Source organism: Clostridium sp., from assembly GCF_017888565.1.
Lineage (GTDB): Bacteria > Bacillota > Clostridia > Clostridiales > Clostridiaceae > Clostridium.
In genome coordinates this window covers 24863-46888 of record NZ_JAGHFX010000035.1, presented here as the reverse complement: position 1 = coordinate 46888, position 22026 = coordinate 24863, and the positions used below count along the sequence as shown (strand labels likewise).

The window sequence follows — 22026 nt, the reverse complement described above, 5'->3', positions numbered from 1 at the left end:
CTATTCTCCTTTGAATAAACTTATAATTTGTATAGCCTTATCAAGTATTTCTTTCCCTCTACATAATCCATAGTCCATACTATCTATTATTCCAACTGGTATATTTTTATTACCTACTATCTTTTGAACTGCCTCTAATTTATATTTTATCTGAGGCCCTAGTAAAATTAAATCACACTCATTACCACTCTCCCTAAGCTCTTCTATTCCATTAGCAAATATTTTTATATCTCTATTTCCTACTGCCTTTTTCACTGCTTCTACAACTATGTTACTTGATGTTCCTGTTGCACATAAAATCAATATTTTCATAATCTTCTCCCGTTTGTAGGTTATCATACTTTGTATACGATTAAACAAAATATAATCTATTCCTATAATCCATATTTTATTTTAATATATCAAATTGCTTGACATATATCAATTTAAAATAAAAATATGCTTCATCCTCAAAGCATACCATTAGCATACTTATTCATTCATTTCTCTCTAGTTTAATTTTAAATAATAACCCTCCCCCCATCATTACTTTTGTAAATAGCTTCATTTTTTATTCTTATATTTAATAACAATGTTCTTTAAATTTGTAAATATATTATTACTTTTAAAAGTTGATTTTCGCAAATTTTAAAGGGGATCGCGAAACGCGACCCCCTTTAAATTTACGTTAATTCTATCCAATCACTTAGTTTATTATAAACCTTAAACCCTCTTTTCTTATACATTTCATACGCAATACTATTCTTTTCTATTACTGTTAAACAAATTTCTTCTACTTGCTTTTCATTTAAAAATTGTATTGCTGTTTCTAATAATTTTTTACCATAGCCCTTTCCCCTATACTCTTTTATTAATCCTATATCAAAGAAAGCTTTTTTCTCTTTAATAGTAGTATTTAAAAAACCTATACTTTCACCTTTATCAAGTACAATAAAATAATCTTCATTGTCATTTTTATTTTTCAAATAGCTTTTTGCATCTTCTATTTCTATATAAGTTCCATGAGGCATATCCATAAAGGACTTATTATATATATCAACATATTCTTCGATGTTTTCCTTTGATAAATCAATTCTATCTATCACATCATTTACTTTTTCTCTATTGTTTAGAACCATATTAAAAGATGAATAACTTCTTTTTAGCCCAATATCTTGTGCTAACTTAAGCAAATTATCACTTCTTATTCCAAGTAAAACTTTCATCGCATTATATTTATTAGCAAACACTAATGAATTATTAATTAATTCTCTCAATATTTTTTTATTATCATTTGGACAAATTACTTTATTTATATAGATAGTTTCTAATTTATCTACAACCTCTAGTATAACCGATACCTTCCCTACTACTTCATTTTCATCAATATAAAATAATATACCTTCACCATAATTACATATCTTACCTGTGAGTTCTTTTTCAAGTTCTGATAATGATAAATTGGTATTTTCATTTTTCTTTATAAACTCTAATGCTAAATTTTTTTCATCATTATTTAATTCTAAAAAACTCTTTATCATTATTCCTTCACCCAATATTCACTACAATCTTTAGACCTATCTAAGAATCCATATTGAATCAAAGCTCTTCTTATTGTTACATAGTCTTCATATATTCTTTTTAATACTCTATTTATTTCTTTTTCAGAATATCTCTTTCCAACATTAAAGTTTTTAGTTATTTCTTCTAATAATATAATCTTCTTCTTTTCCTTAGATGGATAACTTTTTAATGCCCCATTTTCATCTACATAAGTTTCTATAACTTTAACTTTTTCTTCCTTGGTTATATTAAACCTATCATCTAATGTTGTTGCTCCTTTATGTGCATCACATATAACATCTTCTTCTAAAATATTTATATCTTTATTAGTATTTTTAGAAAGTAAATTCATAGTTGCTAAAAATAACTTAGCTTGTTTTTCTCTTTCTCTTAATTTATACCTATGATTTCTAATAGTCGAATTTGCAATACCTAATTTGGCTGCTATTTCTTTATCACTAAGTCCTAAAGCTATTAATTCAATTACTGCTTTTTGAGATGATGATATTCCTGTATAAAGTGAATTCATATTTAATAAATAACTTAACATAGAATTATGCCTTTCCTTTATATGAAGCTGCGCAGCCTTTTTTGCATCATATAAGTTGCCACCTATTTCATATATTCTTCCTTTAATAAATATTTCTTCACATACTATACATTTTATATATTCTTCCTTTTCTACTAATCCTTTTTCTATCTCATCTATAGACGCTCTCCCAAAAAACTCATTATCCATAACTACCTCCACAATATTTTCTTAATTAAATTGTACAACCATTTTGGATATTTGTCTATGTACACTCAAACTTTATCCATTTTTGTTTGTCTTAATTTATAAAAAAGAACAAGTTATAATTTATAAATTACAACCTGTCCTTATTTTTAATTTATATTCATATCCTTCTTTTTATAAATAATGTTAGCAGTAATTAATGATATCACTATAAGTAAAAATCCTATTATCAGAAAGTTTACTTGAAATCCATCCTTAATTATATTCGATGGAATTACCCATTCATATGGAGAAACATATTGTATAAATGAAAACTCTTCTTTTAGCTTAGATATAATCCCAAGTATATATGTCATAAAAAATAAACTAACTCCTACACTAGTTGCCATTTTTCCTTTTTTCAAAATTGTTGATATAGCTATACCAATTGCTATAAATATATATCCTAAAAAGCTCATTCCAATGAACGTACTTTTTATATTCATTATAAGATCTATTGTATTTACTTCACTTGGTTTAACTGCAATTGATATACCTATTGTAACTGCTCCAATGATAATTACAAATATATAAAAGGATACAACTCGTGATAATATCTTACTCCAAAGAATTTTACTTCTTGATACTGGTTTAGAATATAAGAACTCTATTGTCCCTTCACTTTCCTCTTCTATTATAGAATTAACTCCAAGCATTGCACCATAAATACCAAAAGCCATTGAAATATATTGGAGACAATATCCAAGAAAATCATTTATATCACTAAAATCAGTAGTGCTTGAAAAATTAAAAGCTTCTAAAATAGCTGGTGGAAGTGAATCTAATTTTGCACCAACTAATTCTTGCATTCCCATATCCTTCATGCTTGGGAATAATGCCATAAATAAAACTACGATTGCAGAAGTTCCTATACTCCAATATACTAATGATTTTATATTTCTTTTAAATTCAAACTTAAATATATTCATTATTTATTATCTCCTTCATAATAGTTTAAAAAGGCTTCTTCTAATTTAACTTCTTCAATTAACAACTTGTCCAAGTTATATTTAGATAACAAATTTATTAACTCATTTATATTTCCTTTATATATAAACTCAATTTCTTCATCAATACATTTTAGGATTTCTGATATTTTCTCGATTTCTTTTTTATCTATATTACTAGATTTTAGAGTTATTCTTTTTCCTAAATCTCTATTCATATTATTTAAATCTAGTATATCTATTATTTCCCCCTCTTTTATAACTGCAACTCTATCACAAAATTTTTCTATTTCAGAAAGATTATGTGATGATAAGAATATGGTCTTTCCTTTTGCTTTTTCCTTTAATAATATATTAAATATCTTTTGTTGAATTAATGGATCTAGTCCATTTGTTGGCTCATCTAAAATTACTATCTTAGGATTGCTTAAAAGGGCTTGAACTATGGCAACCTTCTTTTTATTTCCAAGGCTAAGTTCTTCAATTTTCTTATCTAGCTCAACTTCTAAATCATTACAAAGTTCATTTAAATACTGGCTATCACTATAATCAAAAAATGAAGCTGCATAGTTTAATATATCTTTTACTTTAACTTCTGAATAATATCTAACTTCACTTGGCACATAGCTTGCAAACTCTTTAATAAGCTTACTTTCACTTACAATATCTTTTCCTAATATCTTAGCACTTCCTGATGTTGGAAAAATAAAATTAAGTAACGTCTTTATTGTTGTAGATTTACCTGCTCCATTTGGCCCTATAAATCCATATATTTCTCCTTCCTTAATTTCTATGTTTACATTTTTTATTCCTCTGCTTTTCCCATAACTTTTAGTTAAATTACTTATTTTTATAGCTTCCATTTTTACACCACCTATAAATTCTCTTTATATTTTATTAATTTGTCATTAAACCTTTCTCCTGTTATTTTTTTATAAAAATAAAAGTTTAAAGTTATAAGTATAAAATAAACCGTATATATTATAAAAAACACTTTAAAAGATATTCCCCATAGTTCTATCCAATTAAAATATTTAATGAAGATATTTAAAACTCCTAAAAGTATTAAATAATGTGCTGCTGTTTTTATTTTTATTGATATCTTCGATAAAAACTTTTCATTATATAAAATAAATTGAATTACTCCAACTATAATTGCTAATAAAATAAATTCCCATAATAATTCTAAAGGCATTATCTTATTTCCAATAAAAAAACTTACTACTGCATAGGTTAAAATTATCATCATAAAGAATAATCCTATTAGAGCTTTTACTTCATATCCTATATTATAAAAATTCTTCACTATATCCCCTCCTTTTAATAATCTAATTTTGCTTTAAGTATAGGTACATATTGCCTAGAAACTATTAACTTTTCCTTATTTTCAAGCAAAACCTCTACTCTTCCCCCAATTACAGGATTTATAACTGATATTTTAGATATATTTATTATTGTTGATTTAGATGCTCTAAAAAAATGATATGCTGAAAACTTATCTTCAATTTCATAAAGTCTAAGATTACTTTCATATACTTCTTCCTTAGTATATATAAATGTCCTTTTATCAACAGATTCAAAATATAATACATTTTCTGGTTTTATAATATGTACTTTACTATCTTTAACACCAGTAATTATATTTTCCTCGTCCCTTAGCTTTTCAATTATTTTTAATATACTATCATCTATAGCTTTACAATTTATCACTATTTCAATTTCATCATTATTTTCATCTTGATTAATTATTACTTTCATAATATCCCCTCTTAGACTTTTATAATCTCATACTACTATTTTTAATAAATATATCAATATAAATTTCCTAAGATGCGTTATTTAAATACTAAGTTACACTTATTATAAATTGCGAATTAATCATAATGATATGTATTAACTTTCCGATTTTCATATAATATCTCCAATTTAATACAAGCCATTAATGAGGCTAATTCTTTATTAATAATTTTAAGTGGAAAAATAAAAGTTGGCGAAGATAAATAGAATATGAGGAATAAGCATATCTAGTTATCGTAGCCTTTATATTCAGAATTTATAACTTTTTAGTATTAATAATTAGTAAATTATATATACTAAACTATAGAAAATTAATTATTTGGAGGTATATGAATGCATAATAAATACAATGATCTTTTTGATACTTTAGTAAGATCTTATTACGAAGACAACTTTGATGAAACGCTTTCTAGAATTATGGTCTGTCATGAAATTTCACCTCAAGAAACATTTAAAATTATTACATCACTTTGTGGAGTTTCTATAGACTTTGATAACAACTATGTTTATAACATAAAGAAAGCAATTACAAATTATGCTGTTAACAAAAGATTTATAGAAAAGTTAGATAGTTGTAGTATTAATTGTAAACAAGATGCAAATAAGAAATTTAATTGTCAATCAAGTTGTCCATTTGATGCAATATTGTATGATGATGATAATAAATCTACATATATAAATTATGATTTATGTGTTGGTTGTGGCTTATGCATAGATGCTTGCAAGGATGGTAAGATTTTAGATAAAGTTGATTTTATCCCTGTATTGGACTTAATTAAAAACAATAAGACAGTTATAGCTGCAGTTGCTCCTGCTATTATGGGGCAATTTGGTGAAGATGTATCTATAGATCAACTACGTGCTGCTTTTATTAAAATTGGCTTTACTGATATGATTGAAGTTGCTTTTGCTGCTGATATGATTACTATTAAAGAGGCTGTTGAATTTAATCATCATGTTAACGGTCCTAACGATTTAATGATAACTTCATGTTGTTGTCCTATGTGGGTTGGAATGCTTAAGAAAGTATATAAAGAATTAGTCCCAGATTTATCTCCATCTGTTTCTCCTATGGTTGGAGCTGGAAGAATTATAAAAAAATTAAACCCAGATGCTAAAGTCGTTTTCATAGGCCCATGTATAGCTAAAAAGGCTGAGGCAAAAGAACCTGACTTAGCTGAAGATATTGATTTTGTTTTAACTTTCCAAGAACTAGATAATATATTTAAAGCTTTTGAAATTAATCCTAATGAGCTTCAAGGTATTCCTTCTAAAGATTATGCCTCAAGAGGCGGTAGATTATATGCCCGTACAGGTGGTGTTTCCATTGCAGTTGGTGAAGCTGTTTCTGAACTATATCCTGAAAAATCTAAGCTATTTAGTTCTGTCAGAGCTGAAGGAGTAAGAGAGTGTAAAGATATCTTAAACAAAGCTTTAAATGGCAAAATTAAAGCAAACTTTGTTGAAGGCATGGGTTGTATTGGGGGATGTGTTGGTGGTCCTAAAGCAATTATCCCAAAAGAACAAGGGAAAATAGCTGTAGATAATTTCGCTTATCATTCTCCAATAAAGGTAGCAACCCATAGTACTACTATGGATAATGTTTTAGCAAAACTTAATATAACATCTTTAAGAGACTTTGAAGATGATACTAAGACTGCAATATTCCATAGAGATTTTAAATAAAAATTAGTAGCTCTACAATTATAAATATGATATTATATATAATAGTTATTATTATATAGTAATTATTATATAATAATTCAACAATTCTAGCGTATGATAAGGAGAAAAAATGGAATATTCAATAGTTTTTAGCAGTGTAACTGATAATACAAAAAAGTTAGCAGAAACAATTAAAAATAAAGTTGGTGAGTGTTATTTTGGGAAACCTTGTGATGAAGCACTTGAAGCAGATATTATATTTGTAGGATTTTGGACGGCAGGAAACTCTTGTGGAGCAGATATTAAAGCATTTATAGAGAAACTTTCTGGTAAGAAGGTATTTATATTTGGAACTGCCGGGTATGATAATACAAAAGAATACTTTAGTGGGATTTTAGATAGCGTAAAAAAATTAGTACCTCAATCTAATACTATTATAGGAACATATATGTGCCAAGGCAGAGTATCAGATGCTATTCAAAATAAGATAAAAGAAGCTATGCCTGAAAAATTTGAAGCAATTAAATATAATCTTGTAGAATCATTAAACCACCCAAATGAAAATGATATAAAATCATTAATATCTGAAATTGAGAAAATAAACTTATAATTATATTAAACTTTAATTCAAGGGGCTATAATTTTACATTAAGTATCTTTTTCAACAGCCTCTTTTATATATTGTAAATTAAAATATAATCTACAATGAAACAAATGATATTACTTCTTATATTTATAACATTTATAAATTGCGAATTAAACATAATGATATGTATTAACTTTCCGATTTTTATATAATATCGAATACAATTCTAAATTTAAGATATCTAAGATGACTAAATTTTTATAACTCGCTGCGCTCAAACAATAAAAATTCTTAACGCCATCTTAGATATCTTAAATAAGAATTGTAGTTTCTCATTATAATAAAATCTCCAATTTAATACATATCATTAATAAGGCTAATTCTTAATTTAACGGTGTAAAGTGGTAAAATATAAGTTGACGAATATAAATAGACGGTGGAATAAGCATATAGCGAGCAATTAGAAGTATTTGGCGTAGAAATAACTACTAGGTCTTAGTGTTGCTTAATTGTCTGAGTGCAGCGAGTTAACCAAAACTCTTGGCATAGTAGTTATTCCAAAATTTAATAGGAACATCTACTTCAGAGAAGCTTCAGTAGATGGGCTTTCATACTAAGTTCAGCTAGCTTCACTAAGTATTCAATGCCTGCATAGCTATTTAGCTTATTGAACATATCTAGTTATCGTAGCCTTTATATTCGCACTTTATAACACAAAATACTACAAAACTAGCTAACATAGCATAAACTTTTTAATTTATCACTACTCTTCCCACTTTTTTAAGTTTGGATTTTTATCTAATATTGAATAATACTGTGCAAGAATTCCAAACTTACCTTCTGGATCTAGATTCATATATCTTTCAAACTTTTCTTCTCTATCTTCTAATCTAGACCACCCATAATGCTTTAATCGTAAACTACTTAACTCATATGATAAGTTATTGCAATTATATGGCATCCTTCCGCAATGTTGCGGTGTTTCTCTAAACTTATAATTATAATTTTCTTGATATCTTATCATAAATAATCTATAAGTGTTATGAGCATTCCATAAACTATCTTCTCTATAATGATCTTCATCCCAAAAATCATATAACCTAAACATATAACCATCTACTTCAGTATTCTTCATTAAATCCCTTACATTATATTTGAATCTATTTTCAAATATCTCATCAGCATCTAAAAATATTATCCAATCAGGATTAATCTTTATAGTTTCTTCCCACTGTTGCTTTCTTAAGGTAACTTCATTACTAAATTTTGAATCTTTATTTTCTACTAATATATATGGTATATCACCTAACACTTCTTTTATTATTCCTACAGTATTATCAGTACTCCCATCATCAATTATAACTGCATTATCAATATATTGTTTAGCATCTTCTAACACTGCTTTTAAAAATCTATTTTCTTCATTTTTAACTACCATTGATAAAGTTAGTTTATTACCTTCCTCTTTAGCTTTCCTTACCAAAGGCTTAATTACAGGTTCTTTTTTACCTTCGACTATCCATTGAACTACTTTATAATTTTCATTTTTGTCCATCTGTAAAGTAAATTCACTTTGACTCTCTTCATAATAACTATAGTTATTTCTATATCCTGATTCGCTATAAATAACTTTAATAACTATTTCATTAACGTTATCAGTATATGGTGTTTGATGACTTATTATATTTATTTTATTTGTTATTCTTTCTTCTAATACTCTTCCTCGATTTGCTATTAACTCTCTTTTTAATCTAGCTTTTTCTTCTTCTCCAAAGTATTCTAGATGATTTAAAGGGATATCTTCTTTATAACTATAATCTCTAACTGCTTCTAAAGCTATCTTCAATGTATCATATGCTTTAGCACTATAAATTTGAAAATCTCTTATATTATTTGATTCTTTATATTGATCTACTTTTTTTAAATCTTCATCTCTATATATATGATGAGCCGGATAATAGGTATCTACATATAATTGAATTCCTAGTACAGCTGCTCTTATACAAAAGTGTCTATCTTCCCCCCAAAAGGAAATATTATAAACTGGATTAAAATTTACCCCTTTTAAAAGTGCTCCTTTCGATATCAAAGTGCATGCTCCGAGTCCTCCAACCTTATATGTCCCTGGTTTTCTAAGCATATTAATAAAATCTGATGTTCTTTTTATAACTTCACTTTCACTCAAGTTTTCTCCATGTTCAAAATTATATAAAGTGTACATATCCTTTAACCAAACTTGTGGTTGCTCATAACTATTAGGTTGCCATCTTGTCCAGAATATATTTGAAACTATTTCTTTATTTAATGATACTAGCCTTTTTAATGTTTTAGAATGCATTATTAAATCAGAATCTACAAGAAAAAGATAATCATAATCTTCTTTTACTGCTTTTTCTATTATAGTATTTTTAAAGTTTGACACTTTTCTTATTAAATCATTTGACCATCTATGAGTATAATCATCACATATATATGAAGAGGTACTTTCTTTACTTTCTAAAATAGTAACTTTCTTCACATATTCTTTAAACTTATTTAATATTAGTGAAGATTCTTCTATATCATTATCATCAATAAAACAATACTCAATATATAAATCATCTGAATCTAATTCTTTTAATGACATAAGGAATTCTTTTAAAATAATGGGCTTTTGATGAATAGGACTCCCAATTAAAATTCTAATCATTGACTTCCTCCAATTATTTATTTTATATACAATAGTTTATTCCTAATTATCATATTATGCTTATTTTTAATAAAATACCCTTTATTAAGTAGTTTTAAGTAGAATTTAATAGTAATATCTATTTTTCTATTATTAGCATATTTTATTTATTATCATATTCTATAATAAAACCATTTTTGTTTGGAGGTAACTTTTCTTTGAATACTTTAAGCGTTTGTATTATAGCTAGAAATGAAGAGACAAACTTAACTAGATGTCTTAAAAGTATAAAAAGTATTGCTGATGAAATAATTTTAATTGATACTGGATCCACTGATAGTACTACTAATATAGCCCAAGAATTCAACGCAAAGATAATAAAGTTTCCATGGAATAATAACTTTAGCTCTGTAAGAAATAAGGCATTAGAAGTTGCGTCTAAAGATTGGATTTTGTGCATTGATTGCGATGAGTCATTAGACACTACTCAAGTATCTAAATTAAAAAATATTCTAAATGATTCTTTATATTTAGGATTCAGATTGAAACTTATAAACATAATAGATAATAAGCCTTATAAAGGCGAGTATTTACTTAGGATTATTAAGAATAACTCTGGATTTTATTTTTCTGGAAAAATAAATGAAAAACTTAGCAACTCTTTATATAATGATTCATATTTAAATCAAATTTTAAATTTAGAAGTTATATTATATAACTTTGGATATGATTATAATAAAAAACAATTAACAGATAGGTGTAATAGAAATCTTTCCATATATTTATCTTATGACACCAAAGAAAAAAATTATTTATATTACTATAACATTGCAAATGAATATTTCCTTTTAAATAAATATACTATAGCAATAAACAACTATATTAAAGCAATTGATCTAAATGATAACTACTATATAAATAGCTATATTTCTTTTTTAATTGTAAAAACTTATTATAAGGCAAAAAAATATAGAAAAGCTATTCTTAAAGGAGAAAGCTTTTTATTTGAAAATAATGCTTTTAGGGAAATCTATTTATTAATTAGTTTATGTTATGAAAAATTAAATAATATAGAAAAATCACGAGAAAATCTAAAATTATATCTAGAGCTTTATGAAAAATACTCCCCATATTATTTTAGATTAGATTTTATAAACTTAAAAAACTTCATACCGGAAATGCTTGGTTTTAATTTAGAAAACTTAAAAAAGCTTAATTAAAAAAAGAAGGATAAGTATTTCTACTTGTCCTTCTTATTAATTCCCAAATATAAGTAATCCAAATTATTAGTGGAACCATTTAAAGTTTTATAAACATAAATTCTTAAATAATGATTGCTTTATCAGGTTATTATCCCCTTTTTTTCTTTAAAATTTGTTCTAATACATTTAATCTTGTTTTCCCTAAAATTTGCTTTGGTTTCTTAGCTATTTCTTCATCTTTATAAAATTTAGCTCTATTAGCTTCTATTACCATAAATATTTTTTCTTCTAGAGCTTCATCCTCTATGTTACCTTCAAAGTAATCGTCTATGTAGTCTCTTAGCGCATAGCTAAGCTCTTCCTGATTTTTATAATATAATCTAATTCCACCCTTGTTCAAGAATATTATCCTCCCTAAAAATCTACTTTTTAAAATCTACTTTTTATATATATTTTATACTAAATATAACTCTAAAACAATATGTATTAAATTTCTTAATTTTTATTTAATTATTATGTGTAAATATTACTCCTATTTTGGTAATAATGTTATATATTTCTGTATAATTGCAATAAAAAATCAAATGATAAAAATTATCAATTATTTTCGCTAAATCTATTGACTTTTTATTAAATAATAATTATTATTAATACATAGTAATTTTTAAAAACAAGGAGGAAACAATATATGTCATTAATAGGAAAAAATATAGAAGATTTTAAAGTTCAAGCTTACCACAATGGTAACTTTAAGGAAGTATCAAAGGAAGATGTTTTAGGTAAATGGTCAATCTTCTTCTTCTACCCAGCAGACTTTACATTTGTTTGCCCAACTGAATTAGGAGACTTAGCTGATCATTATGAAGAATTCAAAAAAATTGGTGCTGAAATATACTCAGTATCTGAAGATACTCACTTCGTTCACAAAGCATGGGCTGATGCAACAGAAACAATAGGAAAAATTCAATACCCAATGTTAGCTGACCCTACTGGAAAATTAGCAAGAATGTTTGAAGTTCTTATAGAAGAAGAAGGTTTAGCTTTAAGAGGTACATTCATAGTTAATCCTGAAGGAGAAATCCAAGCTTACGAAGTTCATCAAAACGGAATTGGAAGAAATGCTGAAGAATTATTAAGAAAAGTTCAAGCTGCTCAATTCGTAGCTGAACACGGCGATCAAGTTTGCCCTGCAAACTGGACTCCAGGTGAAGAAACTTTAGTACCAAGCTTAGATTTAGTTGGTAAACTTTAATATAAAACATAAGGAGAGCTATTTTCTCCTCACTATATATCCAATCATATATTAAAAAATTAGCGAGGAAACTCGCTATTTTTTTAATAAACTAATCAATAATTATTATTACTTAATAACATATTTGAAATTTTAAGGAGGAATTTATGAATAAAATATATGATTTAATTATAATCGGTGGTGGTCCTGCTGGTTTATCTGCTGGTCTATATGCTGGTAGAGCAAGGCTTAATACTTTAATAATAGAAAAAGAGCATACTGGTGGTCAAATTAATAGTACTGCCGAAATTGTAAACTACCCTGGTATTGTAAAAACAACTGGCCCTAATTTAACTTCAGATATGAGAACCCAAGCTGAGAACTTCGGTGTTAAATTCCAAACAGCAGATGTAGTTGATGTTGATTTTTCTGGAGATGTAAAAATTATCAAGACAAATAATGGTGAAATTCAAGGTAGATCTGTAATTATAGCAACAGGTGCTTCACCAAGAAAATTAGGTTTCCCTGGAGAGATTGAATACGGTGGTAGAGGTGTTGCCTACTGTGCTACTTGCGATGGAGAATTCTTTAAAGACTTAGAGGTTCTTGTAATCGGTGCAGGTTATGCTGCTGCTGAAGAAGCCATTTACTTAACTAGATTTGCTAAAAAAGTAATTATAGTAGCAAGGGAACCTGAATTTACTTGTGCTAAATCTATAGGTGATAAAGTAAAAGCCAATAAAAATATCGAAATAAGATTTAATACTGAAGTTGTAGAAGCTGTTGGTGATGATGTTCTAAGATCTGTAAAACTTATTAATAATGTTACTAATGAAAGGTCAGAATACTTCCCTCCTAAAGAAGATGGAACATTTGGTATCTTTGTATTTGTTGGTTATGAGCCACAGACTAAAGTATTTAAAGATAAAATAGAAATGGATCGATATGGATATATCTTAACAAATGAAAATATGGAAACTAATATTAAAGGTGTTTATGCTGCTGGTGACTTAAGACCTAAGCTATTAAGACAAGTTGTAACAGCTGTGGCTGATGGTGCTATTGCAGCAACAGATGCTGAAAGACATGTTGCATCTGAAAAAGAAAGACTCGGAATAGTTGAAGAAGAAGTTATTGAAGAAAAAGTGGAGACTAAAAATGAAGTACTTACTTCTAATAATAAGACTTTATCCGGAAAAAGCAACTTATTAAACGACACTTTAAGAAACCAATTAAAAGGTATATTAGCTAAAATAGAAAATAACATTTCATTAGTATCAATAGTTGACGAAAGTAACAAAAAATCAATTGAATTAAGAGATTTAGTTTTAGATATATCTGACTTGAGTGATAAAATTTCTGCTATAATCTATAAAAAAGGTGAAAATACTGAAATGGAATCTAAAATTCATGCAGATAAGTATCCTGTAGTTGCTTTATTAGATAAAGATAGTAACTACAGCGGAGTTAAATTCCATGGAGTCCCTGGAGGACATGAATTAAATTCATTTATACTTGCTATTTACAATTTAGCTGGTCCAGGTCAATCACTAAATGAAGATTTACTAAATGAAATTAAATCACTCTCACTAGATAAGAAAACTAATATTAAAGTTGCAGTATCTCTTTCTTGCCACGTTTGCCCTGAAGTTGTAACTGCAGCTCAAAGAATAGCTATAGAAAATCCTAATATAGAAACAGAAATGCTAGATTTATCTAATTTCAAAGATATTAAAGATAAACATAAAATAATGAGCGTTCCCGCACTAATAATCAACGACTCTAAAGTGTATTTTGGCGGCAAGAAGCTTGAAGATATAGTTCAATTACTTAAATAATAAATATTATTTTAAAGGTATTGCAGAAGATAATAATTATCTATGTAGTGCCTATTTTTTTATAAGTAATAACTCCTAACATTGATTAAATTCTATGATCCATATACAATTTTCAAGTTTATTTTTAACTATATAATAAAAAACATATAGCCCTATTAAACTCTTTGCTTTTAGTTTAATAGGGCTATAATTTATTTCACAATCTATTTTTTCAGCTAATTATTTAGATCCAAGTGCTATAGGAGCACTCCCTTTTCTTTTTTCAGTTTCATCAACAACTAAAGCTGTAACAGCAGAACCTGTAACATTAGTTGCTGTTCTCATCATATCTATTATAGCATCTACAGCCATTACCATTGCCATACCCTCTATAGGTAATCCTAAAGTTGATAAAACAACTGTTGTTGACATAGTTGCTGATCCAGGAACTCCTGCTATACCTATTGAAGATATAACTGTTGTTAATACTATTAAGAAATAATGATACATTGTCATATCAACATTAAATACATTTGCTACAAAAATTGCAACTATTGCTGGATATAATCCACCACAAGCATTCATTCCAATGGTTGATCCAAGTGGAGCTACAAAGCTTGCTATATTTTCAGAAACCTTAGCATTTTCTACTAAGCTCTTAATTGTTACTGGTAATGTTCCATAACTACTTTGACTTGTAAAAGCTACAACTTGAGCTGGGAAAATATTCTTAAAGAACTTTAACGGATTTTTTCTTGCAACAAATGCTATTAATGGAGTATGAACTAATACTATTTGTAATATACAAGCTATATATACTGCTAATATAACATTAATTAATGATTTTATTGTATCCATACCATTTGTAGCTGCCGCCGTTGCAATTAATGCGAAAACTCCATATGGTATAAATTTCAATACTATTCTTGTTATACTTAAAACTAATTCATAAGTTGATAAAATGAAATCTTTAAATGGCTTAACCTTCTCTGGATTTTTATTATCTTCAATAACTAAAGCTATCGCTACAAAAAGTGAAAATATCACTATTGGAATTATTTGGTTATTAACCACTGATGCTACTGGATTTGATGGTAAAAAGTCTAATAATACCTTTGAAAATGCTGGTATTTCTCTTGCTTTAAAACCTTCTGCCCCCACAAAACTTATCCCTTGTCCTAATTTAAAAGTCTTTCCAATAATAATTCCTATTATTGCTGCTACACCTGTTGTACCAAGTAATATTCCTAATGTTTTAAGCCCAATTGATTTTAAAGTATCTAAATTTTTAAGTCTAATTATACTTGTTATTATTGATACCATAACTAAAGGAACTACTATCATTTTTATTAATGATATATACCCTTTTCCTACTACTTCAAGGAACGTAATATTCTCTTTAAAAATTGCACCTAGTATTAATCCTATTGTTAACGCAGTCAGTGTTGAGTAAGAAAATTTTCCTGTTTTTGATTTTACTAAATAAATTATATAAAGTGCTGCTATTGATAATATAATAGCTAATATTAAATTAATATTCATTTTGTATCCTCCTAATATTTATTTTAGATGATTTAATATTTAGTTAAATATTTATTTGCTGGCCTGCAAATTTCTTAAGATAATTCTTTAAATGTTGTATTTTAAAATTTTTATCTAATAAGTTAATTTTAGATTAATTATACAATCATTTATATCCTATAATTAATCTATGAATAGTTTATACAATAATTAATAAATATATTAATTAAATCTATTGTATGAATAAAAAAAAACCTACTACCACTGTTTGTACAGAGGCAGAAGGTAAACTTCCACGGTTCCACTCTGATTAGATATAACTTAAATATCTATCTCATTTTAGGTACTATAATACCTTGTCTCTATAATGGGAGAACCCATAAGCCCCTACTCATTACATTCAGGCCTTCAACTCCAAGGTGCACTTCATTAATAAAATTATAGGCTATCTCAGCAACTAACCTTCTCTGTTATAATTATCATTAATTACTTTCCCTCTTCATAATCTTTAATTCATATCGGATTACTATGATTTAATTATAGCATTATTTTCTCCGTTGTCAATATATTAATTATATATTTAAATTGTATATTTATTAGGTATTTTTAATAAAAAAAGAGTAAGTATTTACCCTACTCTTAAAAATTTATTTTTTATTTTCTATATATAAATCCACGTTGTCTTTAACTACTTTTGTATGGGGAACTTTTATATATTTATTATTTTCTAGTTCATCTATTCCTTCTACACTATCACCTTTGGCTAATGCTACTGCAATATCAAATATTGCTTGAGCTTGAGCTTTAGAATCACTTATAACTGTACCAAGCATTTCATCTTTCTTAACTGATTCCATTGCTTCTTTTATCCCATCTATCCCAACAACTAGAGGCTTTTTAGTAAATACATCACTCGAATTTATTGCATGTATAGCGCCAAGTGCCATAACATCATTATTGCTAAATACAACTTCAATTTTATCTCCGAACTCTTTAATCCACTGATTCATTTTACTTATAGCTTGATCACTTTGCCAATTCGCACTATCATCTGCTAGTTTTTCTAGTTGGATACCTTTTTCAGTAATGGACTTTATGCAATATTCTGTCCTTATTGAAGAATCTTGATGTCCTGGTTCTCCTTCAAGCATTACATATTGAATCTTATTGTCTTTGTTCTTATCTACTGTATCTTTTTTAGAAAGCCATTCATCAAGTACTATCTCTGCTTGTAACCTTGCAGATTGTTCAGCTTGTGCTCCAACATAATATAATTTATCCCACCTATCCATATCTTCTTCTACCGGCTCCCTATTAAAAAATATTATTGGAATATCTGCTGATTTCGCCTTATCAATTATAGTTGATGCTGCTGTTCTATCTACTAAATTTACACATATAACATCATACTCTTGATTTATAAACTTATCCACTTGATTACCTTGATTTATTGTACTTCCTTTTGCATCAACAAAATCAAGTATTATTTTAGATTTATCAATACTTTCATTTTCTTTAACTATTTCTTCTAGATTTTTACTGATTGTAGATATGAAAGTATCATCTTGCTTATAAAGTGTTACCCCTATTTTAATTTCTTTTTTAAATTTAATATTGCTTTCTTTATTACAGCCTACAATAAGAGTAGATATTAGCATTAAGCTAAAAATATTAATTATTCTTTTACCCTTTTTCACCCTAACCTCCTATAAAGCATTAAATTTATCATCTTACAAAGGGAAATAACATCCTTTGATTTTCTTTAGAGTACATATTTCTACTATTGATTATAGTTGATGTTATTATGCTATCATCAATTGATTTTTCCTCAATTTGTGAAACAGAAGCCTTTACACTTAAATATCCAACATTAAATTCATTTTGCATAGCTATTGAATTTATTATATTTTCTTCAATCAAAGATATTATCAAGCTTGTACTTCCTGTCCCATATAATTCAACATCAGATTTTAAATTGTTAGTACTTAATACATACTTCTTAGCTTTTCCTATACTCTCTAAAATACTTGGTTCAAATGTAATTATTGCATCTGTTTCATTATTCTCTATAATTTCTCTAACTTTATTATAAAGTTGCACCTCATCCTTTGGTAATTCTAAGAATTCATAAGTATTTTTACTTTTTTCTATTTCATCTATAAATCCTAAATATCTTTCATTTATACTACTACATCCTAAATCACTTTTTATAATAGAAACTTTACTTCTTGTATTTCCATTTCTCACTATTTCCTCTGCTAGACTCTGCCCTAATTCATAATTGTCACAAGATATATATGGTATATTTTGCTTAGTTTTTATATTAGATTCAAATAAAACTACCGGTATCTTTTTTCTCACGTTTTCTATAGTACTCGCCATAGCTTTGTAATCTGTTGGAGATATAAGTATTGCATCTACACCATCACTTAATTCTCTTTCTATTAATTCAGTCTGTTCTTTAATACTATTTTCTTCTAAAAGTGTTAAAAATCTTATATTTACGTTCATCTCAGAAGCCGCTTGCTCCATCCCCTCTTTTATTATCCTCCACCCTTCACTATTTTTTCCTCTAATTATTACTGAAAAATTATAAACCTTAACGTCCTTTTTTTTACCTTCATTTAATAATACTAAAAAGGAAGAAATAAGCATTATAAATAAGATTATGAAAACTAACTTCTTTTTTATCTTCACTTTTTATCCTCCTTAATACTATAAAAATCTATAGATGGCATATGAATTCTTATTGTTGTTCCTTCATCTGGTTCACTATATATCTCTAATCCATAACTATCTCCAAAGTATAACTTTATTCTCTCATGAACGTTTCTAAGCCCTATTCCTGAACCTTTCTTTTGAATATTATTATCATTAGTTAATAATTTATCTGCAACCTCTTGAGGCATCCCAAGTCCATTATCAATAATATCTATATATAATTCATTGTTTTTCAAATAGGCTTGTATAATAATATCGCCATCACCGCTCATATACTCCATACCATGATAAATAGCATTCTCAATCAGTGGTTGAATTATTAATTTAATACTAGCAAGATTTAAAACTTCTTCTTCAGCCTTAATATCATAAGTAAATTTATTTTTATAACGTATATTCTGTATTGTTAAGTAATTTCTAGCATGTTCTAACTCATCCTTAACAGTTATTACATTTTTACCCTTGCTCAAACTTATTCTAAAAAATCTTGCTAGGGCTGTAACCATTACTATAGCACCATCATAATTTTCATTTTCTATCATCCATATAATAGAATCTAAGGTGTTATATAAAAAATGTGGATTGATTTGTGCTTGTAGTGCATTTAATTCACTTTTTCGCTTTGCCTCTTGCTCATTCATTATATTTTCCATTAGCATATTCATTTGTTTTACCATAGATCTAATTGCTTTTCCTAAATGTTGAATTTCATAAGAACCACTTTCCGATATATTTAGATTAACTACTCCATTTTCAAATTCATTAACAGATTTTTCTAATTCCTTTATTGGATTTGCTATTCTTGATGATACAAACATATTTATTGATATTAACGTAAATATGGCAAAAAACATTATAAATATTGCAAATATCCTAATTTCATAATAATCAGCTGTAATATCTGACATTGGTGATATAGCTACTATCTTCCACCCAGTATATCCAACCGTTTTTACTGTTACTAGCCTTTTTTCTCCTTCAAACTTTTCAACATGATTTCCATCTTCATATTTAGATGCTTCATAATTATTTTCTTTTATTAAGTCAGAATATATTAATTGTTGCCTTGGATGATATATTATTTCTCCGTCCCTGTCTATAAGATAAACATATCCATTCTTCCCCATATCAACATTTTTACATATTTGTTCTATCCCACTAAAGTTCATATCTACTAAAAGAACTCCACCATTAATTTTACCACTTTCAGTAAGCTCAACTGCTCTACTTAAAGATACTACCCAGGTATATTTATAATTAGGATCATAAAATAAATTTTGTACATGCGGAGTAGAAAAATGTAGGTTTTCTCTTTTACTTATTGCACTTTGAAACCATTCACTTTCTCTAGGATCAATGTTATTTTTAAGTTGTTGCAATGGATATGAAGCCATTACTTCACCATAATCTGAAAATAAGCTTATACTTATAAGATAATCTTTATTTGCTTCATAAATTAGGTCCATTTCTTTATCTATATTTTCAGTAGATAAGTCTGTTTTCTTTATAGCTCTATAATATATAGTATCTGATATTTTCATCATTTTTCTTAAGTAAGTATCTAAATTTAAATTAACTTGCTCTAGTATGGACTTATTATTTTTTAACACCATTTCTTCTGTCGAGTTATTAAATCTTAAGTAAAGAGCTCCACCTACAACTATCATTCCAATAACAGCTACTATTGTAAAAGATATGGATATTATATATTGGATACTAGCTTTTTTATAATAACCTATTATTTTACTCTTAATAGAATTTAGCATATTAACTCACTCAGTTCTTTCTATATCTTGATGGTGCTATTCCAAATTGCTTTTTAAATACATAACTAAAATAATTTGCTTCTTGATATCCTACCTTTGTAGCAATCATATATGTTTTATCGTCAGTAGTGTTTAATAACTTCACAGCTTCTTCTAGTCGTACTGAAGTAAGATAGTTTACAAAACTCATATCAGTTTCCTTTTTAAATATAGTTGAAAAATATGTTGGGCTTACATGTAATTTTGAGCATAACTTTTCAACTGATATATCAAAATCACTATAATTTTCCTTTATATAATTTTTAGCCTTTTCTACTAAAAGCATTGAAGAATTAACACGCTCTTTCTTTATAAGCTTATTAAGTTTAATAGACTTATTTATAAACCATCCTTTTATTTCTTCTATAGAATCTAGATGATCTAATCCCATATAACAATTAAAATTTTCACCAAATACACTATTAATTTCTATATTATATGTTTGCGTTAACTTAAGCATAGATGTCAGTATCTCCATTATATAAATTCTATACTTTTCCAATGGTATACAAGATTCTTCAACTACTTTAAATATACTATTTACAACTTCCTGTATTTCACTCTCTGTAGATAGCTTTATAGTATTTAAAAATTTAACTTCATCTTGCTCATCAAATTGTAATTGAATTGAATTGTCTGGCTCAACATCATCAATATATATAGTTTTTCCATTTCCAAGTATTGGTCTATAATTTAATGCACTTTGAGCTGTGCTGTAAGAAAATCTTATTTTTGATATATCATCACATATCCTACCTACCCCTGCAGATATAGTACCTCCAAATATACACTCGAAAACCTTACAAACTTCATTTAACCCTTTTATAAAGTTCATTATGTTATCCTTTTCATTAAAGCTACTTAAAATTACAACCTTATCTAAATATGGAAAACTAATAAACTTGCAATAATTATCCATAGTTTCATCTACTATGTTTTTTATTGATATAGATAATAAACCAATATCATTTTGTAATTCTAAATCTTCTTCATTAGATCTTATATTCCCATCAACACCTATTATTGCAACTGATAGATATTTTTCTATAAAATCTAATCCTAACTTTTTCTCATCTTCTATCCACTTTTCTCTAGTGATTCTTCCTTCTAAGGCTCCAATAAGAAACTGCTCTCTTATTACAGGAATACTTTCTACATAATGGTTCCTTAATGTTTCCACATTTCTTTTTGCATCATATTCCTTGTCCAATTTTTCTTTTAATCTTTTTAGAACCTCTATAAGTTCAATTGAGTTAATTGGCTTTAAAACATACTCAACTACATTTATTTTTATTGCCTTATGCGCATATTCAAGATCATCAGAACCTGAGAATATTATAATTTTTGTTGAAGGCATGATTTCAGTAACTTTTCTACCTAATTCTAATCCATCCATAAATGGCATTTTTATATCTGTCATTATTACATCTGGATGCAACTTTTCTGCTAATTCTAAAGCTTCTTGTCCATTTTCAGCATCACCTACAACAACAAATCCATTTTCTTCCCAATTAATTTTTTTTATGACTCCAAGTCTTATCTCCTCTTCATCATCTACAATCATCAGTTTATATAACCCCATAAATAATCCTCCTATATAAAAACTATAAGTTTCTAAAAGAATAAATTTGATTAGCAGTATCTCTCTAGCAATAGTTTTAATAATTATAATTTTAAATCCCCTTTATACCTATTTAATAATTGCTATACCTGAGATTACTATAATACTCTATACAAATAATCAAATAT

At 27.1% G+C, this 22026-nt stretch carries 19 protein-coding genes and 1 other annotated feature; of the genes, 5 read left to right on the top strand and 14 right to left on the bottom strand.

Annotation, left to right across the window (positions count from 1 at the left end):
- The 7 genes from J7M87_RS06150 to J7M87_RS06120 all read right to left on the bottom strand — a co-directional run bounded on the left by J7M87_RS06150 (position 1) and on the right by J7M87_RS06120 (position 5022).
- On the bottom strand, positions 1 to 312 hold the full coding sequence (locus J7M87_RS06150) for a PTS sugar transporter subunit IIB (protein ID WP_291649703.1): 312 nt from the start codon (positions 310 to 312) through the stop codon (positions 1 to 3).
- Between the two features lie 350 nt (positions 313 to 662).
- Entirely contained in the window at positions 663 to 1520 is an 858-nt protein-coding gene (locus tag J7M87_RS06145) for a GNAT family N-acetyltransferase (protein WP_291649701.1), read from the bottom strand.
- On the bottom strand, positions 1520 to 2281 hold the full coding sequence (locus tag J7M87_RS06140; protein WP_291649699.1) for a DUF2087 domain-containing protein: 762 nt from the start codon (positions 2279 to 2281) through the stop codon (positions 1520 to 1522). Before J7M87_RS06140 ends, J7M87_RS06145 begins: the two co-directional genes overlap by 1 nt.
- Positions 2282 to 2427: 146 nt before the next feature.
- Entirely contained in the window at positions 2428 to 3246 is an 819-nt protein-coding gene (locus tag J7M87_RS06135) for an ABC transporter permease subunit (RefSeq protein WP_291649697.1), read from the bottom strand.
- Complete coding sequence (locus J7M87_RS06130) at positions 3246 to 4127, bottom strand: ABC transporter ATP-binding protein (protein ID WP_291649695.1); 882 nt, start codon at positions 4125 to 4127, stop codon at positions 3246 to 3248. Before J7M87_RS06130 ends, J7M87_RS06135 begins: the two co-directional genes overlap by 1 nt.
- A gap of 11 nt (positions 4128 to 4138) precedes the next feature.
- Entirely contained in the window at positions 4139 to 4570 is a 432-nt protein-coding gene (locus tag J7M87_RS06125) for a DUF3021 family protein (protein WP_291649693.1), read from the bottom strand.
- A 14-nt stretch (positions 4571 to 4584) separates the two neighbouring features.
- The gene (locus tag J7M87_RS06120) at positions 4585 to 5022 is read right to left on the bottom strand and encodes a LytTR family DNA-binding domain-containing protein (RefSeq protein ID WP_291649691.1); all 438 of its coding nucleotides are present in this window, start codon (positions 5020 to 5022) and stop codon (positions 4585 to 4587) included.
- A 372-nt stretch (positions 5023 to 5394) separates the two neighbouring features.
- Between J7M87_RS06120 and J7M87_RS06115 the strand changes: the two genes are divergently transcribed.
- Positions 5395 to 6747 (top strand): [Fe-Fe] hydrogenase large subunit C-terminal domain-containing protein, encoded by a 1353-nt coding sequence (locus J7M87_RS06115; RefSeq protein ID WP_291649688.1) that lies wholly within the window; start codon positions 5395 to 5397, stop codon positions 6745 to 6747.
- Positions 6748 to 6856: 109 nt separating this feature from the next.
- On the top strand, positions 6857 to 7336 hold the full coding sequence (locus tag J7M87_RS06110; protein ID WP_291649686.1) for a flavodoxin family protein: 480 nt from the start codon (positions 6857 to 6859) through the stop codon (positions 7334 to 7336).
- A 739-nt stretch (positions 7337 to 8075) separates the two neighbouring features.
- Here the strand turns inward: J7M87_RS06110 and J7M87_RS06105 are convergent.
- On the bottom strand, positions 8076 to 10001 hold the full coding sequence (locus J7M87_RS06105) for a glycosyltransferase (RefSeq protein WP_291649684.1): 1926 nt from the start codon (positions 9999 to 10001) through the stop codon (positions 8076 to 8078).
- Between the two features lie 197 nt (positions 10002 to 10198).
- Between J7M87_RS06105 and J7M87_RS06100 the strand changes: the two genes are divergently transcribed.
- Complete coding sequence (locus tag J7M87_RS06100) at positions 10199 to 11200, top strand: glycosyltransferase (RefSeq protein ID WP_291649682.1); 1002 nt, start codon at positions 10199 to 10201, stop codon at positions 11198 to 11200.
- A gap of 130 nt (positions 11201 to 11330) precedes the next feature.
- Here J7M87_RS06100 and J7M87_RS06095 read toward each other — a convergent pair whose 3' ends face one another.
- The gene (locus tag J7M87_RS06095) at positions 11331 to 11582 is read right to left on the bottom strand and encodes a TIGR04540 family protein (protein WP_291649680.1); all 252 of its coding nucleotides are present in this window, start codon (positions 11580 to 11582) and stop codon (positions 11331 to 11333) included.
- 288 nt (positions 11583 to 11870) lie between these two features.
- Here J7M87_RS06095 and ahpC point away from each other — a divergent pair, with 288 nt between their 5' ends.
- Both ahpC and J7M87_RS06085 read left to right on the top strand, forming a co-directional pair.
- Complete coding sequence (gene ahpC / locus J7M87_RS06090) at positions 11871 to 12434, top strand: alkyl hydroperoxide reductase subunit C (protein WP_291649678.1); 564 nt, start codon at positions 11871 to 11873, stop codon at positions 12432 to 12434.
- A gap of 146 nt (positions 12435 to 12580) precedes the next feature.
- Positions 12581 to 14251, top strand: a complete 1671-nt coding sequence (locus J7M87_RS06085; RefSeq protein ID WP_291649676.1) for an FAD-dependent oxidoreductase — start codon at positions 12581 to 12583, stop codon at positions 14249 to 14251.
- Positions 14252 to 14470: 219 nt separating this feature from the next.
- Here the strand turns inward: J7M87_RS06085 and J7M87_RS06080 are convergent, their stop codons facing one another.
- The 5 genes from J7M87_RS06080 to J7M87_RS06060 form a co-directional block, all read right to left on the bottom strand.
- Complete coding sequence (locus J7M87_RS06080; protein WP_291649674.1) at positions 14471 to 15772, bottom strand: dicarboxylate/amino acid:cation symporter; 1302 nt, start codon at positions 15770 to 15772, stop codon at positions 14471 to 14473.
- A 250-nt stretch (positions 15773 to 16022) separates the two neighbouring features.
- Positions 16023 to 16263: a binding site (T-box leader), on the bottom strand.
- 135 nt (positions 16264 to 16398) lie between these two features.
- Positions 16399 to 17448: a galactose ABC transporter substrate-binding protein gene (locus J7M87_RS06075; RefSeq protein WP_291649673.1), complete on the bottom strand. Its 1050-nt coding sequence runs from the start codon at positions 17446 to 17448 to the stop codon at positions 16399 to 16401.
- 28 nt (positions 17449 to 17476) lie between these two features.
- The gene (locus tag J7M87_RS06070; RefSeq protein ID WP_291649671.1) at positions 17477 to 18448 is read right to left on the bottom strand and encodes a substrate-binding domain-containing protein; all 972 of its coding nucleotides are present in this window, start codon (positions 18446 to 18448) and stop codon (positions 17477 to 17479) included.
- Entirely contained in the window at positions 18445 to 20238 is a 1794-nt protein-coding gene (locus J7M87_RS06065; RefSeq protein WP_291649669.1) for a sensor histidine kinase, read from the bottom strand. The genes J7M87_RS06070 and J7M87_RS06065 overlap by 4 nt, the downstream gene beginning before the upstream one ends.
- A 10-nt stretch (positions 20239 to 20248) precedes the next feature.
- A complete protein-coding gene (locus tag J7M87_RS06060; RefSeq protein ID WP_291649667.1) occupies positions 20249 to 21859 on the bottom strand; it encodes a response regulator in 1611 nt (536 codons plus the stop codon).
- Between the last annotated feature and the right edge of the window lie 167 nt (positions 21860 to 22026).